Annotated in this window: 14 protein-coding genes; 11 read left to right on the forward strand and 3 right to left on the reverse strand. The window is 41.0% G+C overall.

Annotation, left to right across the window (positions count from 1 at the left end; genetic code table 11):
- Positions 1 to 181 precede the first annotated feature (181 nt).
- From M3175_RS15515 to M3175_RS15525, 3 genes are all read right to left on the reverse strand, one after another.
- The gene (locus M3175_RS15515) at positions 182 to 1,477 is read right to left on the reverse strand and encodes an ABC transporter substrate-binding protein (RefSeq protein ID WP_251520670.1); all 1,296 of its coding nucleotides are present in this window, start codon (positions 1,475 to 1,477) and stop codon (positions 182 to 184) included.
- Positions 1,478 to 1,558: 81 nt separating this feature from the next.
- Positions 1,559 to 2,386, reverse strand: coding sequence for a carbohydrate ABC transporter permease (locus tag M3175_RS15520; RefSeq protein ID WP_251520673.1), 828 nt, complete (start codon positions 2,384 to 2,386; stop codon positions 1,559 to 1,561).
- On the reverse strand, positions 2,386 to 3,354 hold the full coding sequence (locus M3175_RS15525) for a carbohydrate ABC transporter permease (protein WP_251520676.1): 969 nt from the start codon (positions 3,352 to 3,354) through the stop codon (positions 2,386 to 2,388). The genes M3175_RS15520 and M3175_RS15525 overlap by 1 nt, the downstream gene beginning before the upstream one ends.
- Before the next feature lie 175 nt (positions 3,355 to 3,529).
- Here M3175_RS15525 and M3175_RS15530 point away from each other — a divergent pair, with 175 nt between their 5' ends.
- The 11 genes from M3175_RS15530 (at position 3,530) to dprA (ending at position 19,945) form a co-directional block, all read left to right on the forward strand.
- Positions 3,530 to 5,323: a cache domain-containing sensor histidine kinase gene (locus M3175_RS15530; RefSeq protein ID WP_251520679.1), complete on the forward strand. Its 1,794-nt coding sequence runs from the start codon at positions 3,530 to 3,532 to the stop codon at positions 5,321 to 5,323.
- A gap of 2 nt (positions 5,324 to 5,325) precedes the next feature.
- On the forward strand, positions 5,326 to 6,918 hold the full coding sequence (locus M3175_RS25170; protein ID WP_251520682.1) for a response regulator: 1,593 nt from the start codon (positions 5,326 to 5,328) through the stop codon (positions 6,916 to 6,918).
- A 319-nt stretch (positions 6,919 to 7,237) separates the two neighbouring features.
- Positions 7,238 to 10,411, forward strand: a complete 3,174-nt coding sequence (locus M3175_RS15540; RefSeq protein WP_251520984.1) for a glucosaminidase domain-containing protein — start codon at positions 7,238 to 7,240, stop codon at positions 10,409 to 10,411.
- Positions 10,412 to 11,034: 623 nt separating this feature from the next.
- Positions 11,035 to 11,760, forward strand: a complete 726-nt coding sequence (locus M3175_RS15545) for a ThuA domain-containing protein (protein ID WP_251520685.1) — start codon at positions 11,035 to 11,037, stop codon at positions 11,758 to 11,760.
- 1 nt (position 11,761) lies between these two features.
- On the forward strand, positions 11,762 to 12,793 hold the full coding sequence (locus M3175_RS15550; RefSeq protein WP_251520688.1) for a Gfo/Idh/MocA family protein: 1,032 nt from the start codon (positions 11,762 to 11,764) through the stop codon (positions 12,791 to 12,793).
- Positions 12,793 to 13,821 carry a Gfo/Idh/MocA family protein gene (locus tag M3175_RS15555; RefSeq protein ID WP_251520691.1) on the forward strand — a complete coding sequence of 343 codons (1,029 nt, stop codon included), beginning with the start codon at positions 12,793 to 12,795 and terminating at the stop codon, positions 13,819 to 13,821. Before M3175_RS15550 ends, M3175_RS15555 begins: the two co-directional genes overlap by 1 nt.
- Positions 13,818 to 14,786, forward strand: a complete 969-nt coding sequence (locus tag M3175_RS15560; protein WP_251520694.1) for a sugar phosphate isomerase/epimerase family protein — start codon at positions 13,818 to 13,820, stop codon at positions 14,784 to 14,786. Before M3175_RS15555 ends, M3175_RS15560 begins: the two co-directional genes overlap by 4 nt.
- A gap of 20 nt (positions 14,787 to 14,806) precedes the next feature.
- The gene (locus tag M3175_RS15565; protein ID WP_251520697.1) at positions 14,807 to 16,498 is read left to right on the forward strand and encodes a glycoside hydrolase family 13 protein; all 1,692 of its coding nucleotides are present in this window, start codon (positions 14,807 to 14,809) and stop codon (positions 16,496 to 16,498) included.
- A 298-nt stretch (positions 16,499 to 16,796) separates the two neighbouring features.
- On the forward strand, positions 16,797 to 17,381 hold the full coding sequence (locus tag M3175_RS15570) for a transposase (RefSeq protein ID WP_251520700.1): 585 nt from the start codon (positions 16,797 to 16,799) through the stop codon (positions 17,379 to 17,381).
- Positions 17,362 to 18,900, forward strand: a complete 1,539-nt coding sequence (locus M3175_RS15575) for a YifB family Mg chelatase-like AAA ATPase (RefSeq protein ID WP_251520703.1) — start codon at positions 17,362 to 17,364, stop codon at positions 18,898 to 18,900. Before M3175_RS15570 ends, M3175_RS15575 begins: the two co-directional genes overlap by 20 nt.
- The gene (gene dprA, locus M3175_RS15580; protein WP_251520706.1) at positions 18,893 to 19,945 is read left to right on the forward strand and encodes a DNA-processing protein DprA; all 1,053 of its coding nucleotides are present in this window, start codon (positions 18,893 to 18,895) and stop codon (positions 19,943 to 19,945) included. The genes M3175_RS15575 and dprA overlap by 8 nt, the downstream gene beginning before the upstream one ends.
- The last annotated feature ends 19 nt before the right edge of the window (positions 19,946 to 19,964 follow it).

A 19,964-nucleotide genomic window follows, 5' to 3' on the forward strand; every position in this document is an offset into this window, starting at 1 on the left:
ACCCTTCGTGGACAGAATGGGGGGAAGTGTCTTTTTAGGGTGTCTGTCACCACTCGTGGACAGAAACACTATTTTTGTCCGTGTGAGGTGGACAGTTAACGAACAACCACAAAAAAAATGACCCAACCAGCCGCGTGATATCCTACGGCTGATCGAGTCAGTTCAAAATTTCATCATTTTATTATTTCTTAAGCTTTTTCCAAGTGTCGTCGAATGCTTTCATGGTTTCTTCTTTTGAAGCTTGGCCGCCCACGTATGCTTGAAGAGCTGCACCGAATTCTTGACCAGCACCATCTGGGTACTTCATGAACTGCCAAGAGTATGTTTTGCCTTCTTTAGAGTATTTCAGAAGGTCCGCACCTAGAGGTCCGATGTCATCAGCTGAAGCATCGATGGATTTGAATGCAGGGATGTACTTGAATTCTTTTGTCATAGCTGTTTTACCAGCGTCAGAAGTAACCATCCAGTTTAAGAAGTCTTTCGCTGCTTCTTTTTCTTCATCTGTAGCACCATTGTGAATAACCCAGTTACTTGGAACGTCAACCATTAGCTTATCCGCTTGTGCTGCGTCGTCAGTAAGTGGCATTGGAATGAAGCCAACTTCGATTTCAGGGTTGATTTTGTCTAGCATTGGTTGAATCCAGTTCCCTTGTTGCGTCATAGCCACTTCACCAGTCGCAAATAGAGTAACTTGTGTGTTGTAATCTGTTGTTAATGGGTTTTTGTTACCGTACTTGATTGTTAAGTCAATTAGGTCGAAATACTTGCTCACATATTCGTTGCCTTCAATTTTTCCAGAGCCATCGTTTAATCCGTTAAAGAAAGCTTCTGTGTCTTCTTGGTAAGCAAATGGAACGTTTAAGCCGTGGTTTGCTAATACCCACCACTCGCCGTATCCGATCGAGAATGGAGTGATTCCAGCGTCTTGAAGCTTCTTAGCAGCCGCTTCTAATTCAGAGAACGTCGTAGGAAGCTCAGTGATTCCTGCTTTTTCAAATAGTGCTTTGTTGTACGCAAAACCGTATCCTTCCATGTTCAATGGCATTCCGTATACTTTGCCATCGATTGTCATTCCGTCTAATGTACCTTCGAATGCATCGTCAATCCAAGGTTGATCAGATAGATCTTCAAACTTATCCTTCCAAACAAGGGCAGCAGCATCTCCGTCGTTCATGAAGATATCAGGAGCTTTATTAGAAGCAAATTTTGCTTTAAGAGCAGCTGCTCCGTCCGCTCCGCCTCCAACCGTTTCAATGTTGAATGTTACATCTGGATTTTCTTTTGTATATTCATCTGTTAGCGCTTTCAATTGATCAGCAATTTCAACCTTACCTTGGAAAACATCAAGAACAATTTTATCATCCTTACTTCCACTTTCCTTGTCGCCTGACGCGCTGTCACTTGAACATGCTCCTAAAAGAAGTGAGGCAGACAAGACACCTGCTAATACAGAATACTTTTTCAACTTTAAAGCCATTTTTGTTTTCCCCCTTGGAAAATGATCTTTAATATATTGGATCCCACAGTCTGAAGTTTTCAGACTGTGGAGGTAAAACCCTTACTTAATCGAACCACTAGTAATCCCTTTAATGATGTGCTTTTGCATTGAGAAGAAGAAAATCAATAATGGGATAATTCCAAGTACCAATGCCGCTAATGCTAAATCCCACTGCTTCGTATATTGACCGAAGAAGAAGAAGGTTGCAAGTGGAATCGTTCTTAGCTCCGGATCTTGAAGAACAAGAGACGGCAACAAGAAGTCATTCCAAATCCATAAGCTGTTTAAAATCACAATTGTTACAGTAATCGGTTTTAATAATGGAAAAACAATTCTCCAGAAAACCCCAAATCGAGAGCAACCATCAATAATAGCTGCTTCTTCCAGTTCAACTGGAATGCCTTTAATAAACCCGTGGTACAAGAAGATCGTCATCCCAGACCCGAAGCCTAAGTACATGATCACAAGGCCCCACATACTATTCAGTAATCCGAAGTTTCCTGCTGTTTTAATCAGCGGAATCATAATCGATTGGAACGGGATAATCATTGCTGCAACAAAGCTCATAAAAATCACATTACTAATCTTCTTTTTTGTACGAACGAGCATATAAGCTGCCATCGAGCAAAAAATGACTAGAACGATGTTACTTGAAACAGTAATAATTAAAGAGTTGGTAAAAACATTCAAGTAATCTAGTTTCTCAAACGCTTGTACATAATTCTCAAACTGAAACACTTTCGGTAATGCCGAAGTATTCGTTAAAATCTCGGCGAAAGGCTTCAGGGAGTTTGACACGACATAATAGAAAGGGACTAAGAACACGAGTCCGAGTGCAATCGCAAGGATCTCAACAATAAATGTTCTTCCTGTATACTTGTGACCCATCACGATTCAACCTCCCTTTTCTTAGAAATCGTCACTTGCAGCACAGAGATCGCTGCTACAATAAGGAAGAAAATCAATGCCTTGGCTTCACCGATTCCATAACGGTTGTTCACAAAGGCCTCTGTATAGATATTAAGTGCTAACATTTCTGTTGACTTAAATGGTCCACCATTAGTTAAAGATAGGTTCGCATCAAAGATTTTAAAAGATGATGCTGTTGTTAAGAATAAACAGATCGTTACAGCTGGTGCAACTAACGGCATCGTGATGTGTCGAAGAACCTGCCATCTGTTTGCTCCATCAATTCGTGCTGCTTCAATTAATTCTTGTGGAACGTTTTGCAGTGCTGCGATATAGATGATCATAATGTAGCCAGCACCTTGCCACACACTCACGATCACGATTCCCCAGAACGCCGTTTTTGCATCTCCTAGCCACGCTAGTTCAAAAAGTGGAATTCCAGTTAATTCACCGATTGAAGCAAATCCTTTAACAAAAATGAACTGCCAAATGAATCCTAGCAATAATCCGCCTAGTAAATTCGGCATGAAGAAGACCGTTCGTAAAATATTACTTGTTTTCAGCATTTGTGTAACTAGAAGCGCTAATCCAAAGCCGATCGCGTTTGTTAGCACAATTGCTACCACGGTGTATTTTGTTGTTAAAATAAATGATGCGTGAAACTGTTTATCTTCAAAAAGTAAATACTTGAAGTTATCAAGGCCTACCCATTGAACCGATCCGGTAACCCCATTCCAATCTGTAAACGCGTAATAAATACCTGTAAAGAAAGGAATTAAGACAATTAAGGTAAATGCCAAGAAAACAGGTCCTACGAATAAGGTAAACAACCCCGCGTTTTTCAGCTTCTTTTTACTTAGGAAAGGTTTGGATTCAGTTTTGTGCTTGGTTGTCTCGCTTACAATCACTGATCCGTCCACTTCTTTTACATTACTTTGGCTATTCATCCCCAGCACCTCCATAGACCTATTTTCAACTATTTTAAGAAACTATGAAACGGCTTACATTGACCAACTGGGTGGAAAATATTGAACCGTTTCTTTTTTTACACCCTCTGTTGAAGTCCAAGAAAATTGTGCTACAATGAGTGGGATTTCTACCAAGGAAGGATGAGGAAAAGCGATGAAATGGGGAATTCGGAAAAAGTTAATCATCTTTTTAATGCTGGCAACCATCCTCCCATTTGGTATGGCGATCGGAATTACCTATTATCAGACAACCAACTCGATTAATGATCAGTTTGTTTCTACGAACCACGATCTTATTGCAAAGGGTGAGCAGGAACTCACAGTATATTTGGAGGATATTGCGCAAATGACCACCGTTCTCTATCGTTATGAACCATTAATGAGTGTGATGCGAGAAGGAATCTCTGATGATATAGGAAGTAATCAAGGCGAAATAAGAAGGGCACTTGCCTATTTATTTAATACCCGACCTGAAATTGAACAAATGCACTTATACATTGATAAGGAAAAGGATTCGTTTATAAACTATCATTCTACAATCAGCGGCCGTGGAGAATATGAGGATATTCTTTCGCATCCTTATTATGCTCAGCTGCCAGACCATGACGATTTTTATTTGATTGAACCACCACATGAAATATCCAGCTATAACAATATGTCCTTTATACCGAAATCACAGAGTACAAAGGTCCTCAGCTTTCACAGTGTTATTCGCGATGTACCTGCGGAAGATATTTTAGGGTTTCTTTCCATTGATATTAATTTATCAAGAATCGGTGCAGTAGCGGATCGATTATATACGAAGGACGCCGAAGAGCTTTTTATTGTGAATGACCAAGGAATCGTGGTGTATTCCTCGAATGAAGCGATGATTGGAGAGCCGATGACGGAGAGTTGGTATGAGCCTATCAAGCAGCAACCACCGTTCACAAAGAGCATTGAGTGGGACGAAGGGGTGATCGTGTTTGACCAATTTTCCGGACCGGTGGAAAATTGGTATATTGCGAAGCGAATTCCGTATGATGTGCTTTATCAAATGGCAAGACAAACCGCCTATACGAATATCGTGATTGGAATTGTCACGCTTATTGTCGTGCTAGTCGCTACCATGTTTGTTTCGTTTAAAATTACCGCCCCTATCAAAGTGCTGATCACCAATATGAAAAAGGTAGAAAAAGGGGAGTTCAAGGCTGATTTTGAGTCATTAGGAAACGACGAAATTGGTATGCTAGGAAAACATTTTAAGAGCATGATTGAAAAAATAAATGAACTGATTGAACGCGAATACCGGTTGGATATCGAAAATAAAGCTTCCCAGCTTCGCGTTTTGCGCTCGCAAATCAATCCGCATTTTTTATATAACTCGCTTCAATCAATTGGCACGTTGGCACTCAAAGCTAACGGGACAAAGGTGTATACACTGTTAACGTCACTTGCTGCAATTATGCGGTATAGCATGAATATGAGAGAAGATGTTGTCCCATTATCACACGAAATTCGACATGTGAAATCGTACTTGCAGCTGCAAAAACAGCGATTCGATGATCAGTTTCAATTTCAGTTGGTGATTGATAAGGAAGCCGAGGGAATTCTTGTTCCAAAAATGATGTTACAGCCGATTGTTGAAAACTGTTTTAAGCATGGTTTTGATCAGCATACAGACAAACAATTGATTACCATTTCTGCTTCTGTCAAAGAGAATCGGATGCTTCAAATCCGTGTGAAGGACAATGGAACGGGTGTGACAGAGGAGCAATTAAGCCTCATTCGTCAGGAATTATATAGTGAAACGGAGAAGTCTTCTGAATCGATCGGACTGAAAAATATTTATGACCGATTAGTGATTTATTATCGTAATCAAGCTAATTTTATTATTTTTAAAAATGGAGAAGTAGGCTTTGGGGTAAGCATTGATATTCCTGTTGAAATGCCGAAGGAGGGGAAATAGCCGTGATCGTTTTAATTGTTGATGATGAAACGCATGTACGTGAAGGAATCAAACTTCTAGGGAATTGGGAGAAGCACGGAATCACCACGATCTATGAAGCAAGCAATGGAGAAGAAGCAACAAACCTTATTGAAAAACACCGCCCAGAGATTATTTTTTCCGATATGAAAATGCCGAAAATGGACGGAACGAAGCTACTCGAATGGATCAAAGGAAATCACCCTTCAAGCAAGGTGATCGTCGTCACTGGGTACGATGACTATCATTATATGAGAAAAGCCATTCACTTCGGAAGCACGGATTATTTGCTAAAGCCAGTGGACCCGGAAATATTGAATCAAACGCTAGAAACGGCAGTGGACGAATGGAAAAAGGAAGAGCAGGAGCGGAAAAAAGAAGAAACTAGCGGACAGTTGATGAATATGATGAAGCCTGTCTACCGCGACCGAAAGTTCACGCAGCTCATGAATAGTGATGAAGGTGTAGATGAGGGTCTGTTCGAGGAACTAGGGTTTCAATCATCACGAAGCTACACGGTGGGGATCATTCGGGTGAACCGCAGAACAATTGAGGCATTTGGTGGGGACCGTGATTTAACCTATTTTACAGTGCTAAATGTGGTAAATGAAATTTTAATAGAAAAAGAATGCGGAATAGGGTTTCGATATTTATCCAATAAGGGTGAGGTTGTGATCATCTTTTGGAATCGGTTTGATGAAATCGGGGACATTCTCACAGGGATTTATGAATCCTTGAAAACAGCTATGAATATCGCTTGTCCGATCGCTTTAGGAAAAATGGTCATGGAAAGCTCACAGCTGAAGGAGTCATACCGAGAAGCGAGAAAGGTACTTGTTGGCAGAAATCTGTTGGAGAAGAAAGCCTGCAAGGTTTATGTAGAACAGGTGATGCCAGAAAAACCGTTGAAAAGCATTATGGACTACTCCTCAAGCATAGACTTGGCAATTCAAGCAGGGGAAATCGAAGCATTCGACGAGCTCATCGAGCAGGTGCGGACCGATTTTACCGAACAGGACTACTTATCGGTTAGACAGGTATTGCAGTTTGAAAATGAGTACTTGCTGTTGAGCAATCGCTCGTATAAAGCTAATAAAATCGCGGTGAAGGTGTCTGAAAATGTCGAGGGCCGAGTGGATTCGTTTTTTGATGAAGACGGGAACTTCATGCTAGATGAATATGTGGTTGCGAAAAGGCGCGAGATCAGTTTATTTCTGAGAAAGCTGAAGAAACAGGCCAGTAAGAAAACAAGCAATATCATTGAAGATATTGAAGCGTATTTGCAGGCAAACTTTGATCGTGACGTGAAGCTACAAGAGATTTCTGAGCATTTTTACATTAGCAGAGAGTATATTTCACGAAAGTTCAAACAGGAATTTAACGTGAATATCTCTGACTACATTGTGAACATCCGAATGAAAAAGGCTAAATCACTGCTGAAAAATAGTCAGTTGAAGATCTATGAAATTGCAAATATGATTGGCTATCAGGATGATAAGTATTTTCGTAAGGTGTTTAAGAAGGTTGTGGGGATAACGCCGAATGAGTATCGTGCTGGTTTGGATGGGAAGAAATGATGAATATGGTTTTATGTTGAAGTACTCTATTCACTAGGGTACTTATTTTTATTTAAAAAAATATAAAACTATTTATTTTGATTATGTCAGTAAAGGATAGTCCTAATTTACTAGAACTAGGAAGAAAATAGCCATATATAATTCTACTACTTTTTGGTATCCTAATAAATGTAATAAATATTTTGTTGAACATTGTCTATTAGTAAGAGAAAGAAGATGTTCGTCTACTTCTCATAGTTTACTATTATAATTTTTTACTATATATAATTTTACGTTTATTCTAAAAAAGCTTGTAGGGGGTTTAAAAAAATTGAATTCGGTGCAAAAGATCTTAATATTACTTATTACTACACTACTTATAAGTTTCTCTTTTGTTTCCAATATAAGTATTAGTTATGCATTAGAAAACTCAAATGGTGAAGGGTCTAGTTATTATCTCATCCACTATAATGGTGAAGAGCAAATGCTTTCGATTAATAAAGAGATAACCGTGACACTAAAAGGATGGACGGACGAAGCTAAGTCATCTGTTAAAGCTACTATCTCCCATTCTACTAATCAAGCAATTGATTCTATTTTGAAAGTTAGTGAGGGGTTAAACGAGCTATATTTAACAGATGATGAAAGCATCTTTTATCGGGTCATTGTCTCAAATACATTTAGTGCAGAGAAAGTCATACCTCTTGAGTTAACCGATGAGTGGAATGTTGTTGAAAAAAATGATAATGGAACTTCCATTGAAGAGAGAACCACAGTTGATGAATATGGAACTTTTATTAGAAATCATGAATTAGTATATGTTATTACTGAAGAAAATAATCAAAAAAGGGAGATAACGGAAGAGGAATATTACTCCCTAAATGCTGCAATTGAAACAACTACTGAAAATAAAACGCAAGATGCAGCTGTTGAGGATTCATCTCCTATTGATCAAACTTCGGTTAGTACAAAAACAACAACTAAGCAAACGGTGATGTTTACAGCCGCCACTATTCCTTCTGTTGTTTATTCTACACATGTGCAAGGTTACGGATGGTTAGATCCAGTGTCTAATGGTAAAATGTCTGGAACATCAGGAGAATCAAAACGTTTAGAAGCTATTAAGATATCTTTGAAAAATGCCCCATTTTCAGGAGATATCACTTACAAGACGCATGTCCAAACTTATGGCTGGTTAAATAATGTATCCAATGGTGCGATTTCTGGAACATCTGGGGAAGCAAAACGATTGGAAGCCATCCAAATAAACTTAACTGGTGAAATGGCTGAACGTTATGATATTTATTATCGTGTACATGCTCAAACTTACGGTTGGTTAGACTGGGCGAAAAATGGCCAGTCTGCTGGTACTTTGGCACTTTCGAAACGTTTGGAAGCTATAGAAATTGTATTAGTCGAAAAAGGTGGAGCTGCACCTGGTTCTACAAATAAGCCTTTTGTTATTGAGCCATTGGTTTCTTACACAACACATGTCCAAAGTTATGGTTGGTTAACTCCTGTTACTAACGGAAAGACATCAGGAACATCAGGAGAAGCAAAACGTCTCGAAGCAATTAAGATTTCTTTACAAAACACCCCTTATTCAGGAAATATTACTTACAAAACCTATGTCCAAAGCTATGGATGGTTAAGTAATGTGTCCAATGGTGCTTTATCTGGTACATCGGGGGAAGGTAAGCGGATGGAAGCCATCCAAATAAATTTAACCGGTGAAATGGCTGAACGGTATGATATTTATTATCGTGTACATGCGCAAACCTATGGTTGGTTAGACTGGGCCAAAAACGGTCAATCCGCTGGTACTCAGGGTCTTTCTAAGCGGTTAGAAGCCATTCAAATTGTGTTAGTTGTAAAAGGTGGGGCTGCTCCAGGGGCTACCAACAAACCATTGGTAGTTGACCCATCTGTTAGTTATTCCACGCATGTTCAAGGAATTGGCTGGTTAGCTCCAGTTTCTGATGGAAAATTGTCTGGAACATTAGGACAATCAAGACAGTTAGAAGGGATTAAGATCTCCCTGCAAAATAAACCATATACCGGTGATATTACTTACAAAACTCTGGTACAAGGATATGGCTGGTTAAATAATGTATCCAACGGGGCGTTATCGGGTACGTCTGGAGAAGGTAAGCGTCTAGAAGCCATTCAAATAAATCTATCAGGTGAAATGGCACAACATTATGATGTTTATTATCGTGTTCACGCGCAAACCTATGGTTGGTTAGATTGGGCAAAAAATGGCCAATCAGCAGGTACCGAAGCACTATCAAAGCGTTTAGAAGCAATTGAAATTGTCTTAGTTGAAAAAGGTGGAGTTGCACCTGGTCCTACAAATAAACCATTTGTTAAACCTAGCGTGATTACTACCTACAACAACTATAATCTTTCGTTAAATGAAGCTGTAAGTTTGCAAATGAAAGCATCACCAGCACCACAGACAGATAAATACAGAAACGCTCCTGCTTATGTGAGCAAACAATATCTACAAATGTATGATGGAGGCTCAATAACTGGTAGTAGTGTGAATTTACGAACATCTCCAGTTTTAAGTACCGATAATATTGCTACAAATGTTAAAAGTGGAACTGCCTTCCTTGTGTTGGATGATAACGTTACAGGTGATACCTTCTCTGGAAGTACAAGATGGTACAAAATCCAATACGATGGTAAAGAATTGTATGTTCATAACAGTCTTGCCAATATAAATTCGAGAGTTGGCAAGGTAACTGCTGATATCCTTTATATTCGAGCAGACAAGAATGATACTAGTCACATTTATGGTTCCGCAGGTAAAGGTTCCTTACTAACCGTTTTAGTGGAAGATAATACTAGTGGTTGGTACACAATAAGTATTGGTGACTGGCGTAATGCAACATCCTCTGATGTAAAGGGATTTTTGGATCCAACTAAATACATGGGGGATGTAAAGTATAGGCTTCAATTCATGAACCTAAGTAAACCTAGTGATGTATCTGTAGAAACCCTAAATCAATACCTTACAGGAAAAGGAATTTTAGCAAATCAAGGAAAAGCATTTATCGATGCTGGTAAGAAATACGGAATTAACGAAGTATATTTAATGGCTCATACGTTACTCGAAACAGGAAACGGCACTTCTACACTTGCAAAAGGTGTAGTATATAACGGGAAAACTGTTTATAACATGTATGGTGTAGGTGCGTATGATTCTTGTCCACTAGACTGTGGAGCGAAAACGGCTTATGAAAATGGCTGGTTTTCTCCGTATGCAGCAATTGTGGGTGGTGCAGCCTTTATTAGTAATAAATATTTAGGTGGAAATAACCCATACAAAATTGTTCAAAATACAATTTATGAGATGCGTTGGAACCCTGAGTTAATGTCTACTAAATTGGTAGCAGGAAATCAATATGCTTCAGACATTGGATGGGCTTATAAACAAGTTAATACTATGTACGAAGTCTATAAAATCCAACCATTCAGTATTTATCTTGAAATACCTAAATATAAATAAATTCTAAATTGATTCTATTTATTAGTAGTACAACCATCTTCGGTTGTACTACTTTTTTGTCTAGCCATAACACAATACATTACATAAAAGAGTGTGAACTAGCGCAGTTTTCATGAGGGGAGGAAACTGGTCTAGCGGTAGGTCAGTTGAGTTTCCATGAGGGCAGAAAAACTAGGTTAGCGGTAACTGAAGGAGCAGTTGAGTTCCCGTGGAGGGAGGAAAACTAAGCTAGCGGTAATCAAAAGGGTAGCTAGGTTCCTGCGAAGGCAGGAAAACTAGGTCAAGCAGTAACCAAAAAGGTAGTTAGGTCCCCATGAAGGCAGGAAAGCGAGTCTAGCGGTAACCAAAAGAGTAGTTAGGTTCCCACGAATGTAGGAAACCTATGCCACCGGTAACTAAACATCCAGTTAGATTCCCATAAAAGCAATAAAACGAAACTAGTGTCAACTAAAAGGGTTTCTAAGTCCCCATGAAGCGGAATATATATATTTGATAGTAATTCAATTACACAATGCACCCACTAAGGTCAATATATTCCACCCTACTCGTCAATGTAAGCCGTTTCATAAAATCTTTAAATCTCTAAAATAGGGAGTAAGATATTGTAAAAGGAGTGGTTTGACGTGGTGAAGGTAACAGTATGGAATGAGAATCGACATGAGCAGAAGAATCCAGTGGTAAGGGATATTTATCCGGAGGGTATTCACGGGGCGATTGCGTCGTTTTTAACTTCAGCAGGTTACGAAGCGAAGACAGCGACTCTTGATGAGCCGGAGCATGGGTTAACGGATGATGTGTTAGCAAATACAGATGTACTTGTTTGGTGGGGGCATTTAGCTCATAACGAAGTGTCAGATACAGTTGTACAAAAAGTGCAGCAGCGCGTTCTTGATGGAATGGGCTTAATTGTGCTTCATTCTGGCCATTTTTCGAAAATCTTTAAAACATTAATGGGAACAAGCTGTGATCTGAAGTGGCGTGAAGCAGATGAGAAAGAGCGTCTTTGGGTTGTAAGCCCGAGTCACCCGATCGTAGAGGGAATTGGTGAATATATCGAGTTACCACAGGAAGAAATGTATGGAGAGCATTTTGATATTCCACAGCCAGACGAGCTTGTTTTTACTAGCTGGTTTGAGGGCGGAGAAGTGTTCCGAAGCGGTTGTACCTATACGCGCGGAAATGGAAAAGTGTTCTACTTCCGACCAGGACATGAAACGTACCCAACTTACCATAATGAGCAAATTCAAAAGGTAATCACAAACGCTGTCAAATGGGCACAGCCAGTGAAGAGGGAGCGTCCAGTATACGGGAATGCGAAACCATTAGAAACGATCAAAGGGGGAAACTAGTATGAAAAAATTACGAGTAGGTGTGATTGGCTGCGGAAGTATCGCGCGCCATCGCCATTTACCTGAATACGCTGCAAATCCAAATGTGGAGCTTGTGGCAGTTTGCGACAATAACGCAGAAAGAGCACTTGAAATCGGTGAAAAGTACGGAGTTCCATCGTACACAAGCTTTGTGGAACTTTTAAGAAACGCAGAAGTGGATGCAGTGAGTGTGTGTACGCCGAACTATCTTCATGCACCGATCTCCAATGCTGCACTGTTGGCAGGCGTTCATGTACTTTGTGAAAAGCCAATGGCGACTTCAGAAGAAGAAGCAAAATCGATGATTGAGACAGCGAAAACTAGCGGTAAAAAGCTGATGATCGCACACAACCAACGTTTTGTGGCATCTCACCAAAAAGCTCGTCAACTGATTCAAAGCGGAGAAGTTGGAAAGATTTATAGCTTCCGTACGGCTTTTGGACACGGTGGTCCAGAGGGCTGGAGCGTGGAAGGCAAGGAAGGTTGGTTTTTCCAAAAAGATAAAGCGTTTGTTGGTGCGATGGGCGATTTAGGCGTTCATAAAACGGACCTTCTTCGATATATATTAGGAGAAGAAATCGTTGAAGTGGGTGCATTTGTTGAGACGAGTGCGAAGGAATTTGCTACGGTTGATGACACAGCGGTTTGTGTGTTGAAAACAGAAAGCGGTATCATTGGGACGCTTGCGGCGAGCTGGTCGTATGTGAGCAAGGAAGATAACTCAACGATCATTTATGGAGAAAATGCGATTCTTCGTTTAGAGGACGATCCGACGAACTCACTTGTTGTTCAATACAAGAACGGTGATGTGGTGAATTATCAGCTTGGAAAAATTCAGTCGAATGACGAGGGTGGCCAGTCGAGCTCGCATGTGATTGATTTGTTTGTGGATGCTGTGCTGAATGATAGAGAAGTGGCTGTAAGCGGCGAAGAGGGAATGAAATCTCTTGGAGTGATCTTAGCGGCTCTTGAATCTAATGAAACCAAACAGATTGTGAGAGTAAAAGAATAATGGAAAAGCTACGAATCGGGATTATCGGGGTTGGCGGGATTGCACAGGCCCGCCATATCCCGGCTTTTCTTGCTTTAGGAGATAAATGCACGATTACGGCTGTTAGTGACGTGAATGGTGAACGAGCTCGTGAGGCGGCGGAAAAGTTCAATATCCCACATGTGTTCCAGGACTATAAAGAACTTTTTCAAGAGGTAGATGCGGTTTGCATTTGTACTCCGAATAAATTTCACGCGGAAATTACGATTGCTGCGTTTGAAGCGGGAGTCCATGTGCTTTGTGAAAAACCGATGGCGCTAAGTGCGGCAGAGTGTGAGAGGATGATTGAGGCTTCGAAAAAGGCCAACAAGGTACTGGCGATTGCCTATCACTACCGTTTTATGAAGGAAGCCATCGCAGCTAAGAAGTCGATGAAAGACGTTGGAGAGGCAATGGTTGTTCGCGTTCAAGCTCTTAGACGTCGAAAGGTTCCAGGCTGGGGTGTTTTTACAAACAAAGAACTTCAAGGTGGCGGAAGTTTAATTGATTTTGGCTGTCATCTTCTTGATTTGGCTCTCTGGCTAATGGGCAATCCCAAACAAACAAGCGTTACGGGTCGCGCGTACAACACATTAAGTAAAATTCCAGGTCAAGTGAACCAATGGGGAGAGTTTGACCATCAGACGTTTGAGGTGGACGATCATGTAACGGCTTATATGACGTTTGAAAATGGAGCTTCGATGCTGTTTGAAACGTCCTGGGCAGCGAATATAAAAGAAGATGTTGCGAACGTGAGCATTTCGGGCGTAGAAGGCGGAATAAATGTATTCCCATTTGAACTATATACAACAAAAAATGGGATGCTTTTTAACACGCAAGCGGATTGGATGCCAGGGGAAGAGGAGCCGGATGTACCACAGGCAAGGAATTTTGTCGCGGCTTGTTTGGGTGAGGCGGAGCTTGTCGTTAGGCCGGAAGAGGCGCTACAAGTGTCACAAATTATAGACCAGATTTATGAAAGCAGTGAAAGGGAGGAAGGTTCACGATGAAACTAGGCGTATTTACAGTGCTTTTTGCAGAGAAATCATTCGAGGAAATGCTTGATACGGTGAAAAATGCAGGCTTACATGCGGTTGAAATTGGTACAGGGTGTTATCCAGGGAATAACCATTGTGATTTGGACGCGTTATTGGCAAGTGAAGAAGCACGAGCAGAGTATCTTCGCAAAGTAGAGGAACGCGGCTTAATCATTAGTGCATTCAGCTGTCATGGCAATCCAATTTCACCGGATAAAGATTTTGCGGAACAGTCCAATGATACGTTGTTGAAGACGATCAAGTTGGCATCACTTTTAAACGTACCAGTCGTGAACTGTTTCTCTGGTACTGCTGGTGATTCAGAGGATGCGAAACAGCCGAACTGGCCGGTGGCACCTTGGCCGAATGAGTATGGCGATGTGTTGAAATGGCAGTGGGAAGAGAAATTGATTCCTTACTGGCGTGAGGTTGGGCAATACGCGAAGGATCATCATGTGAAAATTGGTCTAGAGCTACATGGTGGATTTTTGGTTCACACGCCATATACTTTGTTAAAGCTTCGCGAGGAAACTTGTGACGCGATTGGGGCGAATTTAGATCCGAGTCACTTATGGTGGCAGGGAATTGACCCAGTGGCTGCAATTAAAATTTTAGGAAAAGAAAATGCGATTCATCATTTCCATGCGAAGGATACGTATATTGACCAAGACAATGTCAATATGTATGGATTAACGGATATGCAGCCGTATGGGGAGATCCGAACTCGTGCATGGAATTTCCGCAGTGTGGGTTGTGGACACAGCTTGAAGGAATGGTCCGATATGATGAGTGCATTACGAACTTATGGCTACGATTACGTCGTGAGCATTGAGCATGAAGATCCAATTATGTCGATTGAAGAAGGCTTCACTCGCGCAGTTGTGAATTTAAAGTCCGTGTTAATTGAAGAGCCGGTTTCACAAATGTGGTGGGTGTAAGCAGAAATAGAGGTGCGAACGTGAACAAAAAGTGGTGGAAGGAAAGCGTCGCTTATCAGGTGTATCCAAGAAGCTTCATGGATAGCAATGGAGACGGGATCGGCGATTTAAAGGGGTTAACCTCGAAGCTAGATTATTTAAAGGATTTGGGAATTGACGTGATTTGGCTTTCGCCGATGTACAAATCGCCGAACGACGATAACGGGTATGATATTTCTGATTATCATGACATCATGGAAGAGTTTGGCACGATGGCGGATTTTGATGAGCTGTTGGCGGGAGTTCATGAGCGTGGGATGAGGATTATTTTGGACTTGGTGATCAACCATACAAGCGATGAGCATCCGTGGTTCATTGAGTCAAGTTCGAGCAAAGATAACCCGAAGCGTGATTGGTATATATGGGCTGACGGGAAGGATGGCAAGGAGCCGAATAACTGGGAGTCCATTTTTAGCGGTCCGGCGTGGAAGTACGACGAGGCGACCGACCAGTATTTCATGCATATCTTCTCGACGCGTCAGCCTGACTTGAACTGGGAAAATCCAGAGGTGCGAGAGTCGTTGGAGAACATGGTGAACTGGTGGCTCGATAAGGGGATTGACGGATTCCGTGTGGATGCCATTTCTCATATTAAAAAGAAGCCAGGGTTCCCTGATATGCCAAATCCAGAAGGTCTAGATGTGGTTCCTTGCTTTCCTTACATGATGAATGTGGAGGGAATCGATGAGTGGCTGTCTGATTTTTCACAGAGGACCTTTAAAAAGTACGATGTGATGACGGTTGGGGAAGCAAATGGCGTTCGTATTGCCGACGCGGATCGCTGGGTTGGAGAAGAGAACGGCTATTTTAATATGATTTTTCAGTTTGAGTTTTTGGACCTTTGGGATAAGAACTCGGATGATAGTCGTGTCGATGTTCGCGCGTTGAAAAAGGCGCTAACCAAGTGGCAAACGGGATTGGAAGGGAGAGGCTGGAATGCCCTCTTTATCGAAAACCACGACCAGCCGCGCCGTGTGTCGAGCTGGGGAAATGACAAGGAGTACTGGAAGGAAAGCGCCAAAATGCTGGCTGCATTGTACTTCCTGATGAAAGGGACTCCGTTCATTTACCAAGGCCAAGAAATTGGAATGACAAACGTGCAATTCCCGTCGATTGAGGATTACAACGATGTGGGTATGGTGAATTATTACCGGGTGGAACGCGAGAAAGGTCGCTCGCACGAAGAGCTCATGCAGCTCATCTGGAAGCAATGTCGAGACAACTCGCGCACGCCGATGCAGTGGAATGCTTCATCGGATAAGGCTGGATTCACGAGCGGGGATTCAACTTGGCTTGGGGTGAACCCGAATTATGTGGATATCAATGTTGAGGCACAGCTGGACGATCCGGATTCGATTTTGAATTTTTATAAGCAGTTGATTCAATTGAGAAAGGACCAGCCTGTATTCGTGTACGGTACGTATGAGTTATTGCTGGGGAATCATCCGAAGCTGTTTGCATATACGCGCAAATGGGGGAAAAAGGTGGCGCTTGTGGTCAATAACTTCAGCGAAGACATGACGAGATTCAGAGTGCCCGGAAATTCTGTGGTAAGTGCTGGAGGAAAACTAGGAGACTTTGAACTAGTGTTGGCAAACTACGAAGGTGCTGAAAAGAAGCTCCGCAAAGAATTCACCCTCCAACCGTACGAAACAAGAGTCTACTTACGGTGAACTTAAGGTGACAGACACCCTCCGTGGACAAATATGGCCAATCTGTCTTTTTAGGGTGTCTGTCACCCTTCGTGGACAGATTTGGTCTTTTTGTATTTCTGGGGTGGACAGTGAGATTGCCATAATATTTATGATTTGTATGAGGTAAACTGCTGACTCTATTTATTGGTGGACTAGAGAGTAGTATAATACAAGAAACCGATCATTTCTGCTCCAAACAATTTGACCTCTATCTCCCCAAAGTTACCGTTCTCTCAAAAACAAACACTACAAAAATCTAATTCAAGGAGGCTGACGCATGGCAAGACGTGCACGTACCTGGTTTCCGGGTGCGAAGTATCATATCACAAGTAGAGGAATCAGAAAGCAACCCTTATTTTACGATGATCCGGATCGAAGACAATACTTAGGAATGTTACTAGAGACAATGGAAAGATACGATTTCAATATCCACGCCTACTGCCTTATGTCCAACCATATTCATCTTCAGCTTGAAACCTCGAAAACCCCACCTGGTCCTATCATTAAGTACTTTCACAGCAAATATGCCAGATACTTTAACCTCAAATATGATTTCTCCGGACATGTATTCGAAAAGAGATATTTCCACGACATAATCGACTCTCCTGAACATGAACTAGACCTTAGCCGTTATATTCATAGGAACCCCTTAACTGCTGGTATAGTCGAATCCCTAGAAACCTACCCTTGGAGCAGTTACCGCGCCTACATGCTCAACGAACACAACCCCCTTGTAACAAAAGACCAAATCCTCTCCTATTTTCCTGAACCAAAGCAAGAACACTATTTTCAGTTTTTAATGCAAAAAGAGAATTATGGATCAAAAGAAATGGAGATGTTGTATGGCCTCGATTGTTTATAGTTTTGCTTTGCAGGGGATTGATGGGCAGGTGGTTGAAGTCGAAACAGATACGATGGTGGGAATGAGTTCGGTTTCCATTGTGGGTTTAGGTGATAAAGCGGTGAAAGAGGCAAGAGAAAGGCTGGAAGCAGCGATGCTATCCTCAGGATTTGTTTTTCCTGTAGTCAAAGTGGTATTTAACCTTGCCCCTTCTGATATGAAAAAAACGGGGACTCATTACGACTTAGCCATGGCAATTGGTTTACTTTTAAGGAGTAACCAAATACCCGAACCTAAGGATTTGAATCAAACGGCATTTATTGGGGAACTTTCATTAAACGCTAACATTCGCGGAAGCAGTGGAGTCCTTCCTATGGTATTAAAAGCAAAAGAGGTTGGCATTAAGAAAATTCTCCTTCCTGTAGAAAATGTACAAGAAGCGAGATTAGTAAAAGGAGTAGAAATCTATGGATGTAGGGATTTGAGAGAGGCTGTTGGAATTTTGGGAGGAAAGGTACCAGAAAAACTTCCACTAAGTGAAATTGGTATTTCAGGACAACAAAGCACACTAGATTTTATAGATGTTAAGGGTCAGGAGATCATCCTTGATTACATGGTAATAGCGGCAGCTGGAGGACATAATCTGCTAATGATTGGCCCACCTGGTTGTGGCAAATCAATGATTGCAAAAAGAATTCCAACTATTCTACCAGAGATGAGTGAGAAGGAGTCATTGGAAGTAACCAAGATTTATAGCATAGCAAGTATGTTACATGAGAAAGGAACCTTAATCACAAAGAGACCGTTCCGTGCGCCTCATCATAATGCTTCAACAAATTCACTCATTGGCGGTGGGCCATTTGCAAAACCAGGAGAGATTTCTTTTGCACATAATGGTGTTCTATTTCTTGATGAGATTGCTGAGTTTAGTAGAAAAACTCTTGATGCTCTAAGACAGCCTCTTGAGGATCAAATGGTGACAATCACTAGAGTGTTGGGTTTAAACTCGTATCCTGCCAATTTTATGCTAGTTGGTGCGATGAATCCTTGTCCATGTGGTTATTTTGGGAGTGAAAAATGTAGGTGTACGGACTATGAAATAATTAAATATCGGCAAAGATTATCAGGTCCGATAATTGATCGAATGGATATTCAGAAATACGTTAATAATGTAAATTTCTTTTCAAGTGATCTTCCAAGTAAAAGTTCGGCTGAATTAAAAGTACGAGTGGACTATGCAAGAAAGATACAGGAAAAAAGGTATAAACATATTTCAGGAATAAGCTCGAATGCTCAACTAACGGCATCATTAATTACGCAGTTTTGTCCGTTAGATTCTGAAACCACTTCATTACTTCAAAAGGCATATGATCGTTTTAAGTATAGTGGCAGAAGTCTTCACAAATTTATAAAAGTGGCGAGGACCATTGCGGATCTAGAAGGTGAAAAAGAAATAACTTCAAATCACATGAGAGTAAGCTTACAAAGTAGAGACTTAGATAAGGACGCATTCCATTTGTTTGGAGGAAGCCATGGATAAGTATTGGATTTGGCTAGCAAATTTAAAATATATTGGGCCAGTTATGCAAAAGAATCTCTATTCTTATTTTAATGGTGATCTGAAGCGGATTTACCATTCAGCACAAGAGGAATTAAAAGGAGTTCCAGGTATCACTACACGTATGATTCAACAAATAATTGATAACAAGAACTTTAAAAAGGTTGATTCAATTATTAGAACCATTGAGGAAAAAGGAATTGGTTTGTTACCCATTACAGATGAAAGGTATCTTGAAATCGCAAAGACATGTGGCGAATCGCCAATCCTACTTTATTTTAAGGGGAGGTTGCAAAACTTTGAACGATCAATGGGAGTCGTTGGTGCAAGACGTTGTACTGAATATGGGAAAAAAGTAGCTAGGGACATAGGACAAGAACTTGCTAAAAGGGACATAGTCTTAGTAAGTGGCTTTGCGAAAGGTATTGACTCGTATTCACAAGCAGCCTGTATGAAAGCGGGCGGTAAAACGATATCCTTCTTAGGAAGTGGGGTAGACATATGTTACCCCTCTGAACAGCGAAAGCTTTATGATGAACTGATTGAATCAGGAAGCATATTTTTATCTAAATATCCACCTGGAACACCGGTAAAACAGCAACATTTTATAGAAAGAAATGCCTTAATTAGTGCTTGGTCTAACGAGGTTGTTATTGTTGAAGCAGGGGTTAAGAGTGGTGCACTTTGGACGGCGAAATTTGCTGAAAGGCATAAACGGGAGGTATATGCAGTCCCACATCCCATTTATTCATTAGAAGGCCAAGGATGTAATCAATTATTGGTAAAAGGAAAGAAACCATATATTGGTGTGGAGTCAGTGTTTCAAGAAAAGAGGAGTGGTCATTCAAAAGCTGCTACTAAACTAGATACAAGTTTTGAATTATTGGAGAAAATTCCACAGTCTAGCTCAATCAGCAAATTAAAGCAGATGTTATGGCCGGAATATGAAGATCTAGAAGAGCAACTATTTTCAATGGAATTAGAAGGGAGGATCATAATAAGAGGAGACCTAATAGTAAAAATATAATGAAATAGGGTTGACTCAA

It is taken from the genome of Robertmurraya korlensis, from assembly GCF_023715225.1.
In the GTDB taxonomy this organism is placed as follows: Bacteria; Bacillota; Bacilli; order Bacillales; family Cytobacillaceae; genus Robertmurraya_A.